Annotated in this window: 12 protein-coding genes; 6 read left to right on the top strand and 6 right to left on the bottom strand. The window is 75.8% G+C overall.

Translation table 11 applies throughout. From position 1 onward, the window contains the following. Positions 1 to 49 precede the first annotated feature (49 nt). Both IE106_RS06170 and IE106_RS06165 read left to right on the top strand, forming a co-directional pair. Positions 50 to 559 carry a MarR family winged helix-turn-helix transcriptional regulator gene (locus tag IE106_RS06170; protein ID WP_189530613.1) on the top strand — a complete coding sequence of 170 codons (510 nt, stop codon included), beginning with the start codon at positions 50 to 52 and terminating at the stop codon, positions 557 to 559. A gap of 789 nt (positions 560 to 1,348) precedes the next feature. After that, the gene (locus IE106_RS06165; protein WP_308427861.1) at positions 1,349 to 1,951 is read left to right on the top strand and encodes a response regulator transcription factor; all 603 of its coding nucleotides are present in this window, start codon (positions 1,349 to 1,351) and stop codon (positions 1,949 to 1,951) included. 19 nt (positions 1,952 to 1,970) lie between these two features. On the opposite strand, the gene IE106_RS06160 is transcribed toward IE106_RS06165, so the two are convergent. From IE106_RS06160 to lanKC, 4 genes are all read right to left on the bottom strand, one after another. Next, on the bottom strand, positions 1,971 to 3,764 hold the full coding sequence (locus IE106_RS06160; protein ID WP_189530610.1) for an ATP-binding cassette domain-containing protein: 1,794 nt from the start codon (positions 3,762 to 3,764) through the stop codon (positions 1,971 to 1,973). Further along, entirely contained in the window at positions 3,761 to 5,548 is a 1,788-nt protein-coding gene (locus tag IE106_RS06155) for an ABC transporter ATP-binding protein (RefSeq protein WP_189530608.1), read from the bottom strand. Before IE106_RS06155 ends, IE106_RS06160 begins: the two co-directional genes overlap by 4 nt. Before the next feature lie 246 nt (positions 5,549 to 5,794). Further along, the gene (gene ramS, locus IE106_RS06150) at positions 5,795 to 5,923 is read right to left on the bottom strand and encodes a mycelium formation morphogenetic lantipeptide SapB (RefSeq protein ID WP_189530606.1); all 129 of its coding nucleotides are present in this window, start codon (positions 5,921 to 5,923) and stop codon (positions 5,795 to 5,797) included. A 37-nt stretch (positions 5,924 to 5,960) separates the two neighbouring features. Beyond that, entirely contained in the window at positions 5,961 to 8,519 is a 2,559-nt protein-coding gene (gene lanKC, locus IE106_RS06145) for a class III lanthionine synthetase LanKC (RefSeq protein WP_189530603.1), read from the bottom strand. A gap of 235 nt (positions 8,520 to 8,754) precedes the next feature. Between lanKC and IE106_RS06140 the strand changes: the two genes are divergently transcribed. After that, positions 8,755 to 10,272 (top strand): MFS transporter, encoded by a 1,518-nt coding sequence (locus IE106_RS06140; protein ID WP_189530601.1) that lies wholly within the window; start codon positions 8,755 to 8,757, stop codon positions 10,270 to 10,272. Between the two features lie 91 nt (positions 10,273 to 10,363). Here the strand turns inward: IE106_RS06140 and IE106_RS06135 are convergent, their stop codons facing one another. Further along, entirely contained in the window at positions 10,364 to 10,951 is a 588-nt protein-coding gene (locus IE106_RS06135; protein WP_189530599.1) for a TIGR03086 family metal-binding protein, read from the bottom strand. A gap of 305 nt (positions 10,952 to 11,256) precedes the next feature. Here IE106_RS06135 and IE106_RS06130 point away from each other — a divergent pair, with 305 nt between their 5' ends. The 3 genes from IE106_RS06130 to IE106_RS06120 all read left to right on the top strand — a co-directional run bounded on the left by IE106_RS06130 (position 11,257) and on the right by IE106_RS06120 (position 13,839). Next, complete coding sequence (locus IE106_RS06130; RefSeq protein WP_229840087.1) at positions 11,257 to 11,889, top strand: ATP-binding protein; 633 nt, start codon at positions 11,257 to 11,259, stop codon at positions 11,887 to 11,889. 68 nt (positions 11,890 to 11,957) lie between these two features. After that, positions 11,958 to 12,830 carry a helix-turn-helix domain-containing protein gene (locus tag IE106_RS06125; protein WP_189530597.1) on the top strand — a complete coding sequence of 291 codons (873 nt, stop codon included), beginning with the start codon at positions 11,958 to 11,960 and terminating at the stop codon, positions 12,828 to 12,830. A gap of 325 nt (positions 12,831 to 13,155) precedes the next feature. After that, entirely contained in the window at positions 13,156 to 13,839 is a 684-nt protein-coding gene (locus IE106_RS06120; protein WP_189530594.1) for an HNH endonuclease, read from the top strand. Positions 13,840 to 13,916: 77 nt separating this feature from the next. Here the strand turns inward: IE106_RS06120 and IE106_RS06115 are convergent, their stop codons facing one another. Then, positions 13,917 to 15,020, bottom strand: a complete 1,104-nt coding sequence (locus IE106_RS06115; protein WP_189530592.1) for an LLM class flavin-dependent oxidoreductase — start codon at positions 15,018 to 15,020, stop codon at positions 13,917 to 13,919. Positions 15,021 to 15,328 lie beyond the last annotated feature (308 nt).

Below are 15,328 nucleotides of genomic sequence, written 5' to 3'. Positions count from 1 at the left end.
GGTGCGGGCCGGCGCCTTGAGCCGACTACGTGTGATCGGGAGTGCACTGATGGACGCGAATCCCACCTCATCCGCGCACACACCCAGTGGCAACGCCGTCCGGGCGGCGAGCGAGCTCATCGAGTTGCTGGAGATCCTCTGGGAGCACGGCCGCGAGATGGTGTCCCCCGCCCCCGTCTCGGCGACCCAGCTGAGAGTGCTCTACGCGCTGGAGCGGGAGGACGGGATCAACCTCCGCACGCTCAGCGAGCTGCTGGGCTCCGCCCCCTCGTCCGTCAGCCGCCTGTGCGACCGGCTCGAGGCCCTGGGCTTCGTCGAACGGTTCCCGAGCTCGGTCAGCCGACGGGAGCTGGAGCTCCGGCTGACGAAGCCGGCGCGGGCCTACCTCGATGACCTGCGGGCCCGCCGCGAGAAGGTGCTCACCACGACCATCGCCGCCATGCAGCCGTCCGCGCGCGCGTCGCTGCTGGAGGGCCTGCACGGCTTCCGCGCCTCCCTGGAGGGCGTGCGGCCCGTCCGCCTGCACCCGTCGGGACTGCCGGACGCGGAGTCCGCCTGAATCGCGCCGGGATCCGTCCGCCCACCGCGCCGGGCGGGCGGGTTCCGGCCGGTCGCGGGCGGGCCGCCGGCCGCTCCCGGCTCCGTGCCCCCGTGCCATGCCCTGCGGCACGGCACACGGTCATCCGGACACGGCGCCGAGCGTCGGCCATCGGGATCCCGAACTCGAGGGGCGCCTGTCGAAGGGACCGGACGAGGTCGACTCCGCCGCGACCGGGGCCACCCCGGCCGGCCGAGGGGCGCTGTCGGTGAAGGCCGTCGACGGCGCCGGCGACGGCCACGCGGCACCCTCGATCCGGTACGAGCGGCCGTCCGGCTCCCCCGGCGTCGGCCGCGAGCGGCACCGGGGCGGTACGGGACGCGCGCGGAGCGCCGGTCCACGCCCGTCGGGCACCGGTACGCGCACGGCGCCGGAGTGGGCCCCGCGCACGGCGACCGCGTCGCCGTGACCGCCGTGCGAGGCGTCGGCCCCACCGGGCGCGGGACCCCCTCCGACGGCGTGCGCGGGCTCGCGCGTCCCGCCGCGGGCGGGGGCGGGGCCCGGTGCGGCGGCGCCCCGATCCGACCGCGCCGCCCGCGTGATGCCACGCGCTCCGGTGGGTGGCACAGGGGGCGCACGCCCGCGCACAAAAAGGAGGGCGTGCGCCGGGAAAGCCCCATCGTGTGCCTCCGTATGTCCCCCGGCGATGTTCCTGCGCCTCCCTGCGGGGCAGTCGCGGGGGTGGCATGTTGCGTGCGCGGCACGCGGACGTCCGGCGAGTGCCGGCGATCAACGGGAGGGATTTTCCACATGACCAGGGTCTTGGTCCTGCACAGCGTCGGCCTGTTGCGCTCCGCGCTCATGGCGCTACTCAAGGCGGAGGAGTCGTTCGACGTCTTCGCCTCGGGCTGGTGCACGGCGCGGCGGCAGGCCGAGTGCTTACGGCCGGACGTCTGTGTGGTCGACCTCGACTGTCCGGGTGCCGCCACGCTCCTGGAGAGAGAGCAGGACGAGCCGGGCGCGGAGGCGCGGACCCGGCTGGTGGTGCTCGCCACCGCCGGTAGACCGGGGGCACTGCGCAAGGCCTTCGAGGCGCGAGCGCTGGGGTACGTCGACAAGGACGGCTCCCCACGCCGTCTCGTACGGGCCATCCGCCAGGCGGCGGAAGGCGAGCGGTTCGTCGACGAATCGCTCGCCTTCTGCTTTCTGGAGGCGTCCCGGGTGCCGCTGACGGCGCGCGAGATGAGCGTGCTGGCGCGGGCGGCCGAGGGCGAGTCGATCGCCGAGATAGCGCGGGGCCTGCACCTGTCGAACGGGACCGTGCGGAACTACATGGCGTCGGCCACCCGCAAGGTCGGCGCCCGCAACCGGATCGACGCGATACGGATATCGCAGCGCGCGGGCTGGGTGTAGGGGGCGGGCCCCCGCCGGCTCAGGCGGGGGAGGCACCCACGAGGTCGCGGTAGAGGGCCGACGTGCCCAGGAGCGCTTCGTGCGCGGCGCACGCCGCGCGCGTGCCGTCCAGCACCAGGACGCGGTCCGCCCGCACGGCCGACGACAGCCGGTGGGCGACCACGATCAGTGTGCCGGGGCGCGCCGCGAGCGTGCGCTCCGCCCGCTCCTCCGTCTCCGGGTCCAGGTGGCAGGTGGCCTCGTCGAGGAGGAGCAGCGGGGCGTGCGAGAGGTGGGCGCGGCCCAGGGCGAGGTGCTGCCGCTCCCCCTGGGAGAGCCCCCGCGGGTCCACCGCGGCGTCCGGGCCGCCGAGGCGCCGCACCAACGGCCCCAGCCGCAGGGCCTCGACGGTCTCCTCGACCTCGGCGGGCGTGGCGTCGGGCCGCAGGTAGCAGAGGTTCTCGCGGACCGTGCCGCTGAAGACGTGCGCCCGCTGGGGCAGCAGGGCGCGGCGCGGGTCCGGCCCCGGCCGCCCGGCGGGGCGGGCGGGGGCGCCGTCCACCAGGGCGGTCCCGCCCACCGGGGTGAGCAGCCCGGCGAGGAGGGCGAGGAGCGTGGACTTCCCGATCCCGCTGGGGCCCACCACCGCGAGGTGCTCCCCCGGCTCGACCACGAGGTCCAGGGCGTCGACCACCGGCCGGGCCCGGGGCCCGTAGGAGAAGGTGAGGCCCCGCAGTTCGACGGCGGCCCGCCCCGGCGCCGCCCCGGGGCCGGGGCGGCGGGGGGTGGGCGGCGGCGCGGCGCCGGGGTCCTCGGGGGCGGCGGGGGGCGTCACGGGGTCGTCGCCCGGCAGGGGCGGCGTGCTGGTGCCGAACCGGTCCAGTACGACGAGCAGCCGCGTCCCCGCGGCGCCCAGCGCGCTCATCAGCGCGTGCAGGGCGGGCAGGAGCGACTGGACGAGGTAGGTGAGCGCGCCCAGCAGGGCACCGGCGGTCACTCCTCCGTCCAGCAGCCACGGCGTCGCGGCCACGAGGGCGACGACCGGCAGCCGCCCCGCCGCGCCGAGGGCGAGCGTGCGGACGCCCGCCCAGCGGGCGAGCCGGCGCGCCAGGCGCTCCTCGGCGGTGACAAGCCGTCCCACGTCCTCGGCGACCGTGCGCACGGCGCCGCACGCCACCACGTCCCGGAGGCCCGCGCCGACCTCGCCCACCCGGCCCGACAGCGCCTCGTCCGTGTCCAGGAAGGCGCGTTGGACGGTGGCCATCGGCGCGAGCGTGGCGAGGAACAGCCCGAGCCCGAGGACCAGCGGGGGGAGGACGACGAGCAGCAGCGCGGGGGCGAGCGTCGCCATGCCGAGGAGCGCGCCGAACGCGGTGAAGAGGAAGGAGCGGGTGGTGAGGACCAGCCCGGCGAAGCTGTCCCTGGCCATCTCCGTCTGGTGGACGAGGCGGGAGACCGCCGCGCTGTCGGCGGCGGCCGCGTCCGGCCGGGCCGGGCTCGACACCGCCGAGGCCAGGGCCTGGGACACGGCCCGGCGGACCAGGCCGTCCCGCAGCGGTTCCACCAGGCCGGCGAGCCCGCCGAACACGCCGCGCACGGCGACGCCCCCGAGCGGCGCCGAGAGGGCCGCGACGGCGAGCCACAGCAGTCCGGTGCCGATGCGGCCGGCGAGGAAGCCGTCGTCCAGGGCGCGGGCCACGCCGTAGCCGGTGAGGAAGGTGTGCGCGGACTCCAGCAGGGACCAGCCCGCGAGGACGAGGAGGTCCCGCTTCCTGCCGCGCAGGAAGCGCCGGGCCTGGGGCAGGACGCGGTGTGTCGTCCGGCGGTCGCTCACCGGGCGCTCCCGCCGGACGCGGGTCCGCGCGCCGCGCCCCCGCCGGGCGCCGGTGCGTCCGGCGGGGGCGCGGCGGCGAACACCGCGCGGTACGCCGGGTCCTCCCACAGCACCGGGTGCGGGCCCACCGCCCGTACGCGGCCCCCGTCCAGCCACACCACCAGGTCGGCGCGGGACGCCGAGGACAGCCGGTGCGCGACGACGAGCCGGGTGCCGGGCCGTACGTCCCGGGCCAGCGCCCGCTCGACCTCGCGTTCCGTGACGGTGTCCAGGCTCGACGTGGCGTCGTCCAGGACGAGCAGCCGCCCGGCGTGGGCGAAGGCCCGTGCCAGGCCCAGGCGTTGCAGCTCGCCGCCGGACAGCGGCGCCCGCGCGAGGGGGGTGTCGTACCCGCCGGGCAGCCGCTGGACGAAGCCGTCGGCGCCGGCCGCCCGCGCCGCCGCCCGCACCGCCGGGCCGGCCGGCGCGTACGCGCCGAAGGCGAGGGCCTGCGCGACGGTCGCGCCGAACAGCGCGGGCCGGGCGAAGGCGTAGCCGACCTCCCGTCGCAGCGTCCGCTCGTCGACGGCGTCCAGCGGTACGCCGTCCAGCAGCACCCGGCCCTCGTCGGGGTCGGTGAGGCGGCCCGCGACGGCCGCGAACACCGACTTTCCCGCTCCCGAGCGGCCCACCACGGCCACGCGGGAGCCGCCCGGAAGCACCACGTCGACGTCCCGCAGCACGGGCGAACCGTCCCGTACGACGGTGACGCCGCGGAGTTCCAGCGTGCCGGGTCCGTCCGGGGGGAGGCCGCCGTCTCCGTGGGCCAGCGGCGGCAGGGTCAGCGGCTCCGCCGTACGGCGCGCGGCGCTCCGGCCGCGGACCAGTGCCCCCAGCAGTCCGGCGACCGCGCCCACGCCCGCCGCGAGCGCCGCGTACCGGGACACCGCCAGCAGGTCGCCGACGCCGATGGCCCCGGCGGCGAGGCGCAGCCCGCCGACCGCGAGCACCAGGCAGACCAGGGTCGGCAGCAGCACGCCGGAGCGGGCGACGGCGGAGCCGTACACCCGCCACATCCGCCGTCCCTCCTCGGCGAGTTCGGGCAGCGGGGCGAGCACGCGGCGGCGCTCCCGGGCGGCGGTGCCGGCGGCGGCCACGGTCCCCGCCCCGGTGAGGGCCTCGACGAGGCGGTCGGCGATCCGGGCCTGCGCGGCCTGGTAGCGCGCGACGCTGTCGGAGGAGTGCGCGGCGAAGGCCCGCAGCAGCAGCCACAGGAGGGGGACGCCGGCGAGGAAGGCGGCGGCGGTACGCCAGTCGATGAGGAACAGGGCGACCAGCGCGCCCAGGGGCGGGAGGACCGACGCGACGGCGGCCGCGGCGGTGGCGGGCACCGTACCGGCCTCCGTGGCGTTGGCGGTCAGCCGTGTCGCCAGGTCGCCGGGGGCGAAGCGGGCGGCGTGGTGCGGCGCGGCGCGCAGCAGCCGGTCCAGGCTGCGCGTGCGGAGCCAGGCGGTCGTCCGGGCGTTGGCGACGCCGGTCAGCTGGGCGACGGCCGCGTCGAGGAGCAGGTCCGCCGTGATGAGCACCGCGCAGAGGGCGGCCCAGCGCGGTGCGCGGGCGTCACCGGCGAGCAGCAGGTCCAGGGTGTGGCCGAGCACGGCGGGCTCGGCGAGGGCGGCGGCGGCCGAGGCGAGGGAGCAGACCAGGATCGCGGCGGCGTGCCCCGCGCTGTGCCGGGTGGCCGCGAGGAGCACCCGGTCGGCGGTCCGCGCCGGGTCGGAGGTCACCGTGCGCGTGGCCGGCATGCTGGGCGGGTCCTTCCTCCGCTGCTCCCGGGGCGCTCCGGGGGCCTTCCGCCGGTTCGGGCCGTACGGTGCGGCTCTCCGGGGCGGCCGGTGGACCGTGCCCCGGCGGGCGGGGCCTGCGGGCGGTCGCCTGCGGGTGGCCGCCGGGAGGGTCCCGCCGGGCGGGAGGAGCGGGACGGGCCGGGGTGGGGTGGGTGGGACGGGGTCCGGCCCCGGGCGGAAGATCCGCCCGGGGCCGGAGCCGTGTCAGTTACAGGTGGTGACGCTCAGGCTGCTGTCACCGCAGAGCAGCAGGCTGGCACGGCTGCCGGTGGCGACGTCACCCGCGGCCTCTTCCTTCGGGGTCTCCATCGACTGCAGGTCGAGAAGCGTCATGATCGGTTCCTTTCCTTCATGGGGACGATGTGCTCTTTCACGATCCCTGACGGGACCGGCTCTGGGGCCGCCGAGGCGGCGGGAGGAACGGCAGGTGCGCGCGGCCTTCGGTCGCGGCGCTGCCGAGGGCCAGCAGACAGCCGGCGGTGCCCGTGGCGAGGTCCATGGACAGCCGCATCATCTGCTCGCCGGGGAAGGCCAGATGCCCCTGGTACGGCACGGCGTGCCGGGCGAGGGCGTCGATCTGGCGGCGTACGTCGGATTCGCGGGTGCCCGGTCCCGGCACCGTGGTGCGGCTCAGGTGGAGCACCATGCCCGCCGCGCCCCGGAACAGGCCGGGCTGGGCGTAGAAGGTGGCCTGGGCCGCCCGGACGATCTCGACGCGCGCCTGTTCGAAGCGCTCGTCGGTCCGGTGGACGGCGTAGTCGTCGAGCACCATGCCGATGCCGACGCTGCCCGCGCCCAGGTAGGGCATCGTCCGCCAGCCCTCGTCCACCTGGAGGGTGCCGCCGGCGCCGCGGACGCAGCGGTCCAGGTCGCGGCGGAGGGCGTCGGCGGCGAGGTCCAGCAGCGCGGTGTCGCCGGTACGTTCGTGGAGGCGCAGGAAGAGCAGGGCCGGTCCGGACGCGCCGTACAGCAGTCCGGCGCGGGAGATCCCGGGCAGCGCGGAGGCGACGAGGTCGGCGCAGCGCAGGGCGGCGTCCGGCATGCCGAGGGCGTCCAGGGCCAGTCCGAGTCCGGAGAGGCCGCCGTGCAGGTCGGGGGCGATGCTCTCCCACGGGCGGGCCAGGGTGAGTTCGGCCAGTTCGAGGGCGCGGGCCCGGTGGCCGAGGCGGTCGAGGGTCCAGGCGATGCCGGCCAGGCCGTCGTACAGGCCGGCGGGGCTTCCGGAGGGGGGCTCCTTGGTGCGTTCCAGGAGCCACTCCTCGGCGTCGCCGTGGACCGGCGCCCCCGTCTCGGCCAGGGCGTACAGGACGCCGGCCGTGCCGTACCCCAGGGTCAGGCCGCCGCCCGCCGTGGCGAACTGGGCGATGTCACCGGGAAAGAACCGGTCGTCCCGGTCGGGCGTGGCCGAGGCGGTGACGGCGCGCACCAGGGAGTCGCGGCTGCGGGGCCAGTCCCCCGGCTCGACCGGCAGGTAGGGGCCACTCGTGGCGCCGGTCTCCTGGCGTCCCTTGAGGATCTCGGCGACGGCCTCGTCGAGGAAGTCGCGCGGCACCGGGAAGTGGGCGGCGGCGATGTCGGCGAGGTGCCGGGCCTTGGCGGGGTCGAGCGGGAGGAGGCTGGTGAGCGGCATGAACAGGGCGATGCGCAGACAGGCCAGGGCGTAGCGGTCGACGTCGAAGCCGCGCCGGTCGGCGGGGGCGACGAAGGCCGGGTTGGCGACGGTCTGGCGGCGGCCCTCGTCGATGTGCGCGGCGGCCTCGAAGTCGAGCAGGACGACGGACGACTCGTCCTCGGAGACCATGATGTTGAACAGGTGCAGGTCGTTGAAGACCACTCCCCGCGCGTGGACCTGCTCGACGGCCTCCTCGACCAGCCGGTGGATCCGCAGCGCCCACCGGGTGTAGTCGGCGAGCGCCTCCGGCGAGGGGTCGGCCTCGATCAGGGGGTGGCGGCGGGCGAAGAACGTGTTGAGGGGCTTGCCCTCGACGTACTCCATGGCCAGGAAGTGGTGGTCGCCCAGGACGAAGGTGCCGCGCACCTCGGGCGTGCAGGCCAGCCCGGAGAGCCGTTCCAGGGCCTCCCGTTCGCGGTGCAGCCGGGTCACCGCGTCGGCGCCGTCCGCCGCCAGGCCGGCGTGCGGCCGGGCCTCCTTGAGCACGACGCGCTCACCGGTGCGGGTGTCGCGGGCGACGTACACGCCGCCGCCGTTGGAGAAGTGCAGGGCGCGCTCGATCTCGTACGGGATGTCGGAGACGCTGACGGCGCGCCGGGCGGCCAGGTGCGGCCGGAGGAAGTCGGGCACGGTCACCCAGGACGGCGTGCGGAAGACCGGGCCGCGCAGGTCCGGTACGAGCCGGCCCTCGGGGTCCTCGACGGCGGGGCGGAGCTCGCCGGCGTCGTCGTAGCAGTGGCGCTGGGTGAAGCTGCCGTACCGGACGTGGACCGGGCCGTCGCCCCAGCGCAGGTCGCTGAGGATGTACGGGCCCTCCTCGCCGGCGAGCAGGGCGTCCAGGTCGCCGGCGACGCGGTGGCAGTGGTCGTCGTCGGCGGGGTAGACGGTGATGAACTTGCCGCTCGCCGCGCGGTCGGCGTACTTCGCGTTGCGGGTGTGCAGCAGGTAGCGGCTCGGGACGAACTTGAAGGCGACGCCATGGGCGAGGCAGTACTCCCGCACCCGGGAGAGAACCGTTTCCGCGTTGTCCAGGCACGCCGACACGTGGATCTTCCAGCCCTGCGCGGGGAGTTCCGCCCCCACGGGGCGCAGCGCCAGCCAGTCGCCGCTGCGGTGCCGCTGCCAGCCCTCCGGCACCGGGGCCAGCGCGGCCTCGTACAGCGCTCCCCTGGATCCCTGGCCTGCGGCGGACAGCCGGTGGGGCGCGTCGTAGAAGTGGCGGTCCGCGTCGCAGAAGGTGGCGTATCCCTTGATCACACCTGCTCCCTCGTTTCGGCGACGGGGAAGACGTTGTCACTCCGGGAGGGGTGGCCGACAGTCGCAGGTGTCAGCAATGAGGCGTGCGGAACGCATGAGTAAGTTCTGTTCGTTTCGGTTCGCTTCCGGCTCCCCCAACCCGGCGCCCGGTGGGGCCCCTTGGGCCTTCGCCGCCCGTTTTCGGGAGGCGGCCAGGGGTAAGCGGATGCGGCTTCTCACTCAGCGGAGGTGACCCATGACACAAGACGGCCAGTCGCAGAACGGGACCGTCACGACCCAGGTGCCCGCCCGTCTGGACCGGCTGCCGTGGTCCCGGTGGCACTGGATGATCGTGATCGGGCTGGGCACCGTGTGGATCCTCGACGGGCTCGAGGTCACGATCGTGGGCAACATGGCCGGCCGCCTCTCGGAGGAGGGCAGCGGCCTGGACATCAGCAGCGCCCAGGTGACGGGCGTCGCGGCGGCCCTCTACGTGGCGGGGGCCTGCCTCGGCGCCCTCCTCTTCGGCTGGCTCACCGACCGCTACGGCCGCAAGAAGCTGTTCCTGATCACCCTGGCCGTCTACCTGGGCGCGACCGCGCTGACGGCCGTGTCGTACTCGTCGTGGTGGTTCTTCCTCTTCCGCTTCCTGACCGGCATGGGCATCGGCGGGGAGTACGCGGCCATCAACTCCGCCGTCGACGAGCTGATCCCCAGCAAGTACCGGGGCCGGGTCGACCTCATCATCAACGGCAGCTTCTGGCTCGGCGCCATGGGGGGCTCGCTGCTCTCCGTCGTCCTGCTGGACACCGACATCCTGCCCAAGGACGTCGGCTGGCGGGTGTCGTTCGGCCTCGGCGTGGTCCTCGGCCTGGGTGTCCTGCTCGTCCGGCGGCACGTCCCCGAGAGCCCGCGCTGGATGTTCATCCACGGCCGCGCCGAAGGCGCCGAGCGGATCGTCGCCGACGTGGAGAGGCAGGTGGAGCGGGACACCGGCAAGCCGCTGCCGGAGCCCGCGGGCTCGATCACGATCAGGCAGCGGCACAGCGTCGGCTTCGGCCGGATCGCCCGGACGCTGGTGCGGACCTACCCGCGCCGCGCCGTGCTGGGCCTGGCGCTCTTCGTCGGGCAGGCGTTCCTCTACAACGCCGTCACCTTCGGCTTCGGCGCCATCCTGGCGACCTTCTACGACGTCCCCAGCGAGTCCACGGGGTACTTCTTCGCGGTGATCGCGCTGGGCAACTTCCTCGGCCCGCTGCTGCTGGGGCGGCTCTTCGACACCTGGGGCAGGCGCCCGATGATCGCCGGCACCTACCTGCTCTCCGGGGGCCTGCTGTTCGTCACCGCGTGGCTCTTCGGCCAGGGCCACCTCACCGCGACGACGCTGACGGCGTGCTGGTGCGTGGTCCTCTTCTTCGCGTCGGCGGGCGCCAGTTCCGCGTACCTGACGGTGAGTGAGATCTTCCCCATGGAGACCCGCGCCATGGCGATCGCGTTCTTCTACGCCGTCGGTACGGCGGCCGGCGGCATCTCCGGTCCGCTGATCTTCGCGAGCCTCACCGAGAGCGGCGAGGTCGCCGACACCGTGTTCGCCTTCTGCCTCGGGGCCGCCGTGATGGTGGTGGGCGGTCTGGTCGCCGTCTTCTGCGCGGTGTCCGCCGAGGGCAGGTCCCTGGAGGACATCGCCGCCCCGCTCTCCGCCCAGGACCCGTCGCAGGCCGGGGAGGCCGGGGGCGTCGGTCCGGCCGCCGACCCGGCGGGACTGCGGCACTGACCCCGGCGCGGCGGGGGCCGGCGGCCGCGGGCCGCGGCGGTACGGGCGGTGTGCTCGCCCGTACCGCCGCCGCCCGCGGCCGTCGCCGGCCTCATCGCGGGCGCGTCCACGCCGGGTCGCGCCCGGTCAGGGCGAGCAGCCGCTCCCAGGCGGACGCCCCGGCGCCGCCCGCGGGCAGCGGGTGCTCCTCGCCGAACACCCCCATCTTCCGCCCGGCCGGCGCCAGTTCCCCGAACACCACCAGCAGGTCGTCGACCACGGCCGGGGCGGGCGTGTAGTCCTGCCCGGTGGCGCGCGCCAGGTCCCAGGCGTGCACGACGAGGTCACCGAGGACCATGTGCCCGACCACCGACGCCGGCAGGCCCATCCCTCCGGCCGTGCCCTCCTCGGCGCCGGGCGCCGCCCACGCCTCCACGAGCGCGGAGGTCTCGGCGGCGAAGGCGTCGCGCCAGTCCGCGCGTTCGGTCACGGCCTCCGGCTCGGCGGAGAAGTCGGCGTCCTTCTTCACCGCGAGCAGCTGGAACTGGACCACGACCTGGAACAGGTGGTCGAGGAGCCGGCGCACGTCGTACTCGCTGCACGGTGTCGGGTCGGTGAGGCGCTCGTCCGGGAGGGCGCGCACGACCGGGAGGAAGCCGTCCACCGCCGTACCGAGCCGCCCGCTGAGGGAGTTCGTCATGCGGTGGACCGTAGCCGCGGGCGCCGGCGGGGATCTTGAAGAAACGCGACACCGGCCGCCGGGCGGGCGGGACCTGCGTGCCGCCCCGCCGGGAGGTCCGCGGAGGCGTGCCGGGGCGGCCGGGAGGTGTACGGCGAGTCCCGGCGGCGACCGCCCCGTGCGGCCGAGGTTCTTCGGGCGGGGGCGAACCGGTGGAGGTGACCGCGACCGCCCCCGGGGCCCGGGGATCCGGGGCTTTCGGGCGGCCCGGGCGGAACGGGGCCCTCGGCACGTCCGGGCGCCGGGCGGCCTGCATGATGGACCCCGTGCCGAAGAAACCGTCCGACGCGCCCCCTCCCGACGGGTCCGACCCCCGGACCGGCGGTCCCGTGCCCGGTGGCGCCGGGCCGGCCCGGCTGCCGGTGGGCCTCGTCGTACTCGTCGGCCCGCCCGCTTCGGGCAAGACCAGCTTCGTCAGGGCGCTGGTCGCGCTGCGGCGGATCGATCCCGGGGCCGTGGTGTCCAGCGACGAGATCCGCGCGGAGCTCTCCGCCGGCCCCGCCGCCGAGGCGGACCCCGACGCGCTGGACGCGCTCGTCTTCGAGGAACGCGACCGCAGGATCGTCGCCAGGCTCGCCGCGGGACGGGTCGCGGTCGCGGAATCGACGAACGTGACCCGGCGGGCGCGCGCACGGCTCCTCGCCGTCGCCAGGCGCTTCGACGCCCCGGTGACCATGCTGCGGTTCACCTCCGACACCGCGGACCTCCTGCACCAGCACGCCGGGCGGGGGCGCCCGGACGTCACCGCCGCGGACGTCCGCTCCTACGCCGCGGTCATGAGGCGGGAGGCCGGCACCGACCGGTTGCGTTCCGAGGGCGCGACGGCCGTGTACGACGTCCCCGGCCGCCGGCAGGGGGTCACGCCCGCCGAAGCGGCCGCACGCTTCTCCTTCCGCTGACCGGGACGTCGAAGCGGGCTCCGGCACCCCTCCCCGGGCCCCGGCGGAGCGGCACTAGCATCGGGCGCATGACCGGACCGCGCCGCGACACCAGGGGCATCGTCGAGGCCCGGGAGCTGCTCGCCCGGGTCCGCTTCCGGCGCCGCGAGCCCGCCGCACCGCTGCGCCCCTTCCTGGAGCACTACTGGCTGGTCGACTGGGACCTGGACGAGCCGTACACCACCCACGTGGTGCCCCACCCGTCGGTGAACCTCGTCTTCCAGCGCCACGGCGGGAAGGCCGCGTGGGGCGAGGTCGCCGGGATCGGGCTGGAGTTGTTCACGAGGAAGCTGGAGGGGCGGGGTCGGGTGTGCGGGGTGCAGTTCCGGCCGGGGGGCTTCCGCCCGTTCGCGCCGCACCGGCCCGTCTCGTACTGGACCGGGCGCCACGTGCCGCTGGCCGAGGCGTGCCTGGGCCCGGGCAGGACACCCGGGCGCGGTGGGGACCCGGCGACCGCCGCGGCCGTCACCGCACCGGACGGGGACGACGACGTCGTCGCCGCGCTGGACGCCTTCCTGCTGGGCCTGGACCCCCGGCCCTCCCCCGGGGCGGCGCGGGCCACGGCCCTGGTCGAACGCGTCCGCGGCGACCGCACGATCCGGCGCGTGGACCGGCTGGCCGCGCTGGAAGGCGTGTCGGCGCGGTCGCTGCAGCGCCTGTTCGCCGCGTACGTGGGCGTCAGCCCCAAGTGGGTCGTCCTGCGCTACCGCATCCACGAGGCCCTGGAACGTGCCGAGTCGGACGGGCGGACACCGGACTGGGCGGAACTGGCCGCCGAGTTGGGGTTCAGCGACCAAGCCCATCTGATCCGCGGCTTCACCGCCACGATAGGCGTGCCGCCCGCCGCGTACGCGCGCGGCGGGCGACCGGTGGGCCGCACCCGGCCGGTACGGCCGCGCTGACCCTCCGGCGGCGCCCGGGGACGACCGCCCTTCCGGGACGAGCGGCCCGCACCGGCCGCCCGACACCGGAAGGACGGTCCCCTCCTCCCCCCGGAGCGCCCTCCCGCCCCATGGCACTCCCCTCCCCCACGCACCCGGCTTCCGCGACGCGGGCCCCGCGGGGGCCCCGGCCGGTGCGGCGTGCGGTCCTCGGCCCGGGGGTTCACCGGTGGGGGTGACGGCGTCCCGCTCCCGTGGCGTTTCCCCGGCCCGGCCGGTCACGCCGACGAGTGGTCCGGCGGGTGTTCCCGCCCGGAGGGCGGGTGCGGTGCCGTAGGTAGGGCACATGCTCACCTCACTGCTGCGCGGCCTGCTGCCGCTCGTCCTCGCCACCGCTCCCTTCCTCGCCCCGGCCTCCGCCCACGCGGCCGAACGGGTGCGGGCGTCGGAGGTGGTCCTGCTGCCCGACGCGCTCGGGCGGCTCACCGTCGCCGACGAGGTGCGCGACGGCTACACCCCCGCCGACCCCACTCCCTGGAACTCCGGCCTGGACCCGGACGACGGCTGCGACACCCGCGCCGAGGTCCTCCTCGCCGAGGCCGTCGAAGCCCCCGGCGTCGGCCCCGGGTGCGCCCTCACCGGTGGGGCGTGGGTGTCGTACTACGACGGGCAGAGGGTCGACGGCCCCGACCGCCTCGACGTCGTCCACACGGTCCAGCCCGCCGAGGCCTGGGACTCCGGCGCCCGGACCTGGACGGCGGCGCGCCACGAGGCGTACGCCAACGACCAGGGCGCCGAAGCCTCCCTGGCCGCCGTCACCGCCCGGAGCGCCCGGACCCGAGCCGACCAGGACCCGACCCACTGGCTGCCGCCCGCCCAGGACCGGTACTGCCGCTACCTGTCGGAGTGGATCGGCACCAAGCTCCGCTGGGACCTGACGGTGGACAAGGCCGAACTCGAGACGCTGAAGACCTTCGCCGACGGCCCCTGCGAGGAGACCGTCATCGTCTACACTCCCGCGCCCGCCTGACCCTCCCCTCCCCGCGGCGGGGGTGGCGCGCCTGCCCGGACCGGCGCCCCGGCCGGGGACGCGGCCCCGCCGGCGGTTCACCGTCCCGGGCGGTGTTCCCCGGCGCCGGTTCGGCGGGCGGCGACGGCCGGGTGGACCGGCGCGGTCTCCGGTACGCCGGGCGGGCGCATGCTCGCGAACTCCTTGCGCAGCACCGGGACGACCTCCTCGCCGAGGATGTCGATCTGTTCGAGCACCGTCTTCAGGGGCAGGCCCGCGTGGTCCATCAGGAACAGCTGGCGCTGGTAGTCGCCGACCGCGTCGCGGAAGCCGAGGGTGCGCTCGATGACCTGCTGCGGGGAGCCGACGGTGAGCGGCGTCTGCTCGGTGAACTCCTCGAGTGACGGGCCGTGGCCGTAGACGGGCGCGTTGTCGAAGTACGGGCGGAACTCCCGTACGGCGTCCTGGGAGTCGCGCCGCATGTAGACCTGGCCGCCGAGGCCCACGATGGCCTGCTCGGGGGTGCCGTGGCCGTGGTGCGCGAACCGCTGCCGGTACAGCTCGACCATCTGCCGCGTGTGGGACATGGGCCAGAAGATGTTGTTGTGGAAGAAGCCGTCGCCGTAGTAGGCGGCCTGCTCGGCGATCTCCGGGGAGCGGATCGATCCGTGCCACACGAACGGCGGCACGCCGTCCAGCGGGCGCGGGGTGGCGGTGAAGCCCTGCAGCGGCGTACGGAACCTGCCCTCCCAGTCCACCACGTCCTCCCGCCAGAGCCGGTGGAGGAGCGCGTAGTTCTCGATCGCCAGCGGGATGCCCTGCCGGATGTCCTTGCCGAACCACGGGTAGACCGGGGCGGTGTTGCCGCGGCCCATCATCAGGTCGACGCGGCCGTCGGCGATGTGCTGCAGGTAGGCGTAGTCCTCGGCGATCTTCACGGGGTCGTTGGTGGTGATCAGCGTCGTCGAGGTGGACAGGGTGATCCGGTCGGTGACGGCGGCGAGGTATCCGAGGAGCGTGGTCGGCGAGGACGGCACGAAGGGCGGGTTGTGGTGCTCACCGGTGGCGAACACGTCCAGCCCCACTTCCTCGGCCTTGCGGGCGATGGCGATCGTGGCCTTGATCCGCTCGTGTTCGGTCGGGGTGCGCCCGTCGGTCGGGTCGGTCGTCACGTCCCCGACCGTGAAGATGCCGAACTGCATGGTGGACCACTCCCTTTGATTGTCTATTCAACCATCGACCCCAACGGCGCGACTCCCCCATGGATTCCCCGCCCCTCCGCGCGGGTCGGAGCGCCCGCCGGGCCCGGTCCGCGGCGCGCGTCACATCCAGCCTGTCACGGCGTCCGGCCCGGCGACACACCGACGAAACCCCGCGCGGACGGGGCCACGCGGACGCAGGACCACGCCGGCCCGCGGGGTCTGCGCGGACGCGCGGACCGGGGCGTACGCGCACGCGTCGGGCCGCAGCACCCCGGCGTCGACGAGCCCGGCCGGGACCCGGTCCAGCC

The sequence above is a fragment of the Streptomyces roseolilacinus genome, assembly GCF_014649335.1.
Taxonomy (GTDB): Bacteria; Actinomycetota; Actinomycetes; order Streptomycetales; family Streptomycetaceae; genus Streptomyces; species Streptomyces roseolilacinus.
The sequence above is the reverse complement of the archived record's forward strand: the minus strand, read 5'-3'. Positions and strand labels throughout refer to the sequence as shown.

Excerpts from the sequence above, each read along its gene's own strand:
- IE106_RS06170 (WP_189530613.1), top strand. The coding sequence starts at position 50 with ATGGACGCGAATCCCACCTCATCCGCGCACACACCCAGTGGCAACGCC.
- IE106_RS06165 (WP_308427861.1), top strand. The coding sequence starts at position 1,349 with ATGACCAGGGTCTTGGTCCTGCACAGCGTCGGCCTGTTGCGCTCCGCG.
- IE106_RS06155 (WP_189530608.1), bottom strand. The coding sequence starts at position 5,548 with ATGCCGGCCACGCGCACGGTGACCTCCGACCCGGCGCGGACCGCCGAC.
- ramS (WP_189530606.1), bottom strand. The coding sequence starts at position 5,923 with ATGACGCTTCTCGACCTGCAGTCGATGGAGACCCCGAAGGAAGAGGCC.
- IE106_RS06140 (WP_189530601.1), top strand. The coding sequence starts at position 8,755 with ATGACACAAGACGGCCAGTCGCAGAACGGGACCGTCACGACCCAGGTG.
- IE106_RS06135 (WP_189530599.1), bottom strand. The coding sequence starts at position 10,951 with ATGACGAACTCCCTCAGCGGGCGGCTCGGTACGGCGGTGGACGGCTTC.
- IE106_RS06125 (WP_189530597.1), top strand. The coding sequence starts at position 11,958 with ATGACCGGACCGCGCCGCGACACCAGGGGCATCGTCGAGGCCCGGGAG.
- IE106_RS06120 (WP_189530594.1), top strand. The coding sequence starts at position 13,156 with ATGCTCACCTCACTGCTGCGCGGCCTGCTGCCGCTCGTCCTCGCCACC.
- IE106_RS06115 (WP_189530592.1), bottom strand. The coding sequence starts at position 15,020 with ATGCAGTTCGGCATCTTCACGGTCGGGGACGTGACGACCGACCCGACC.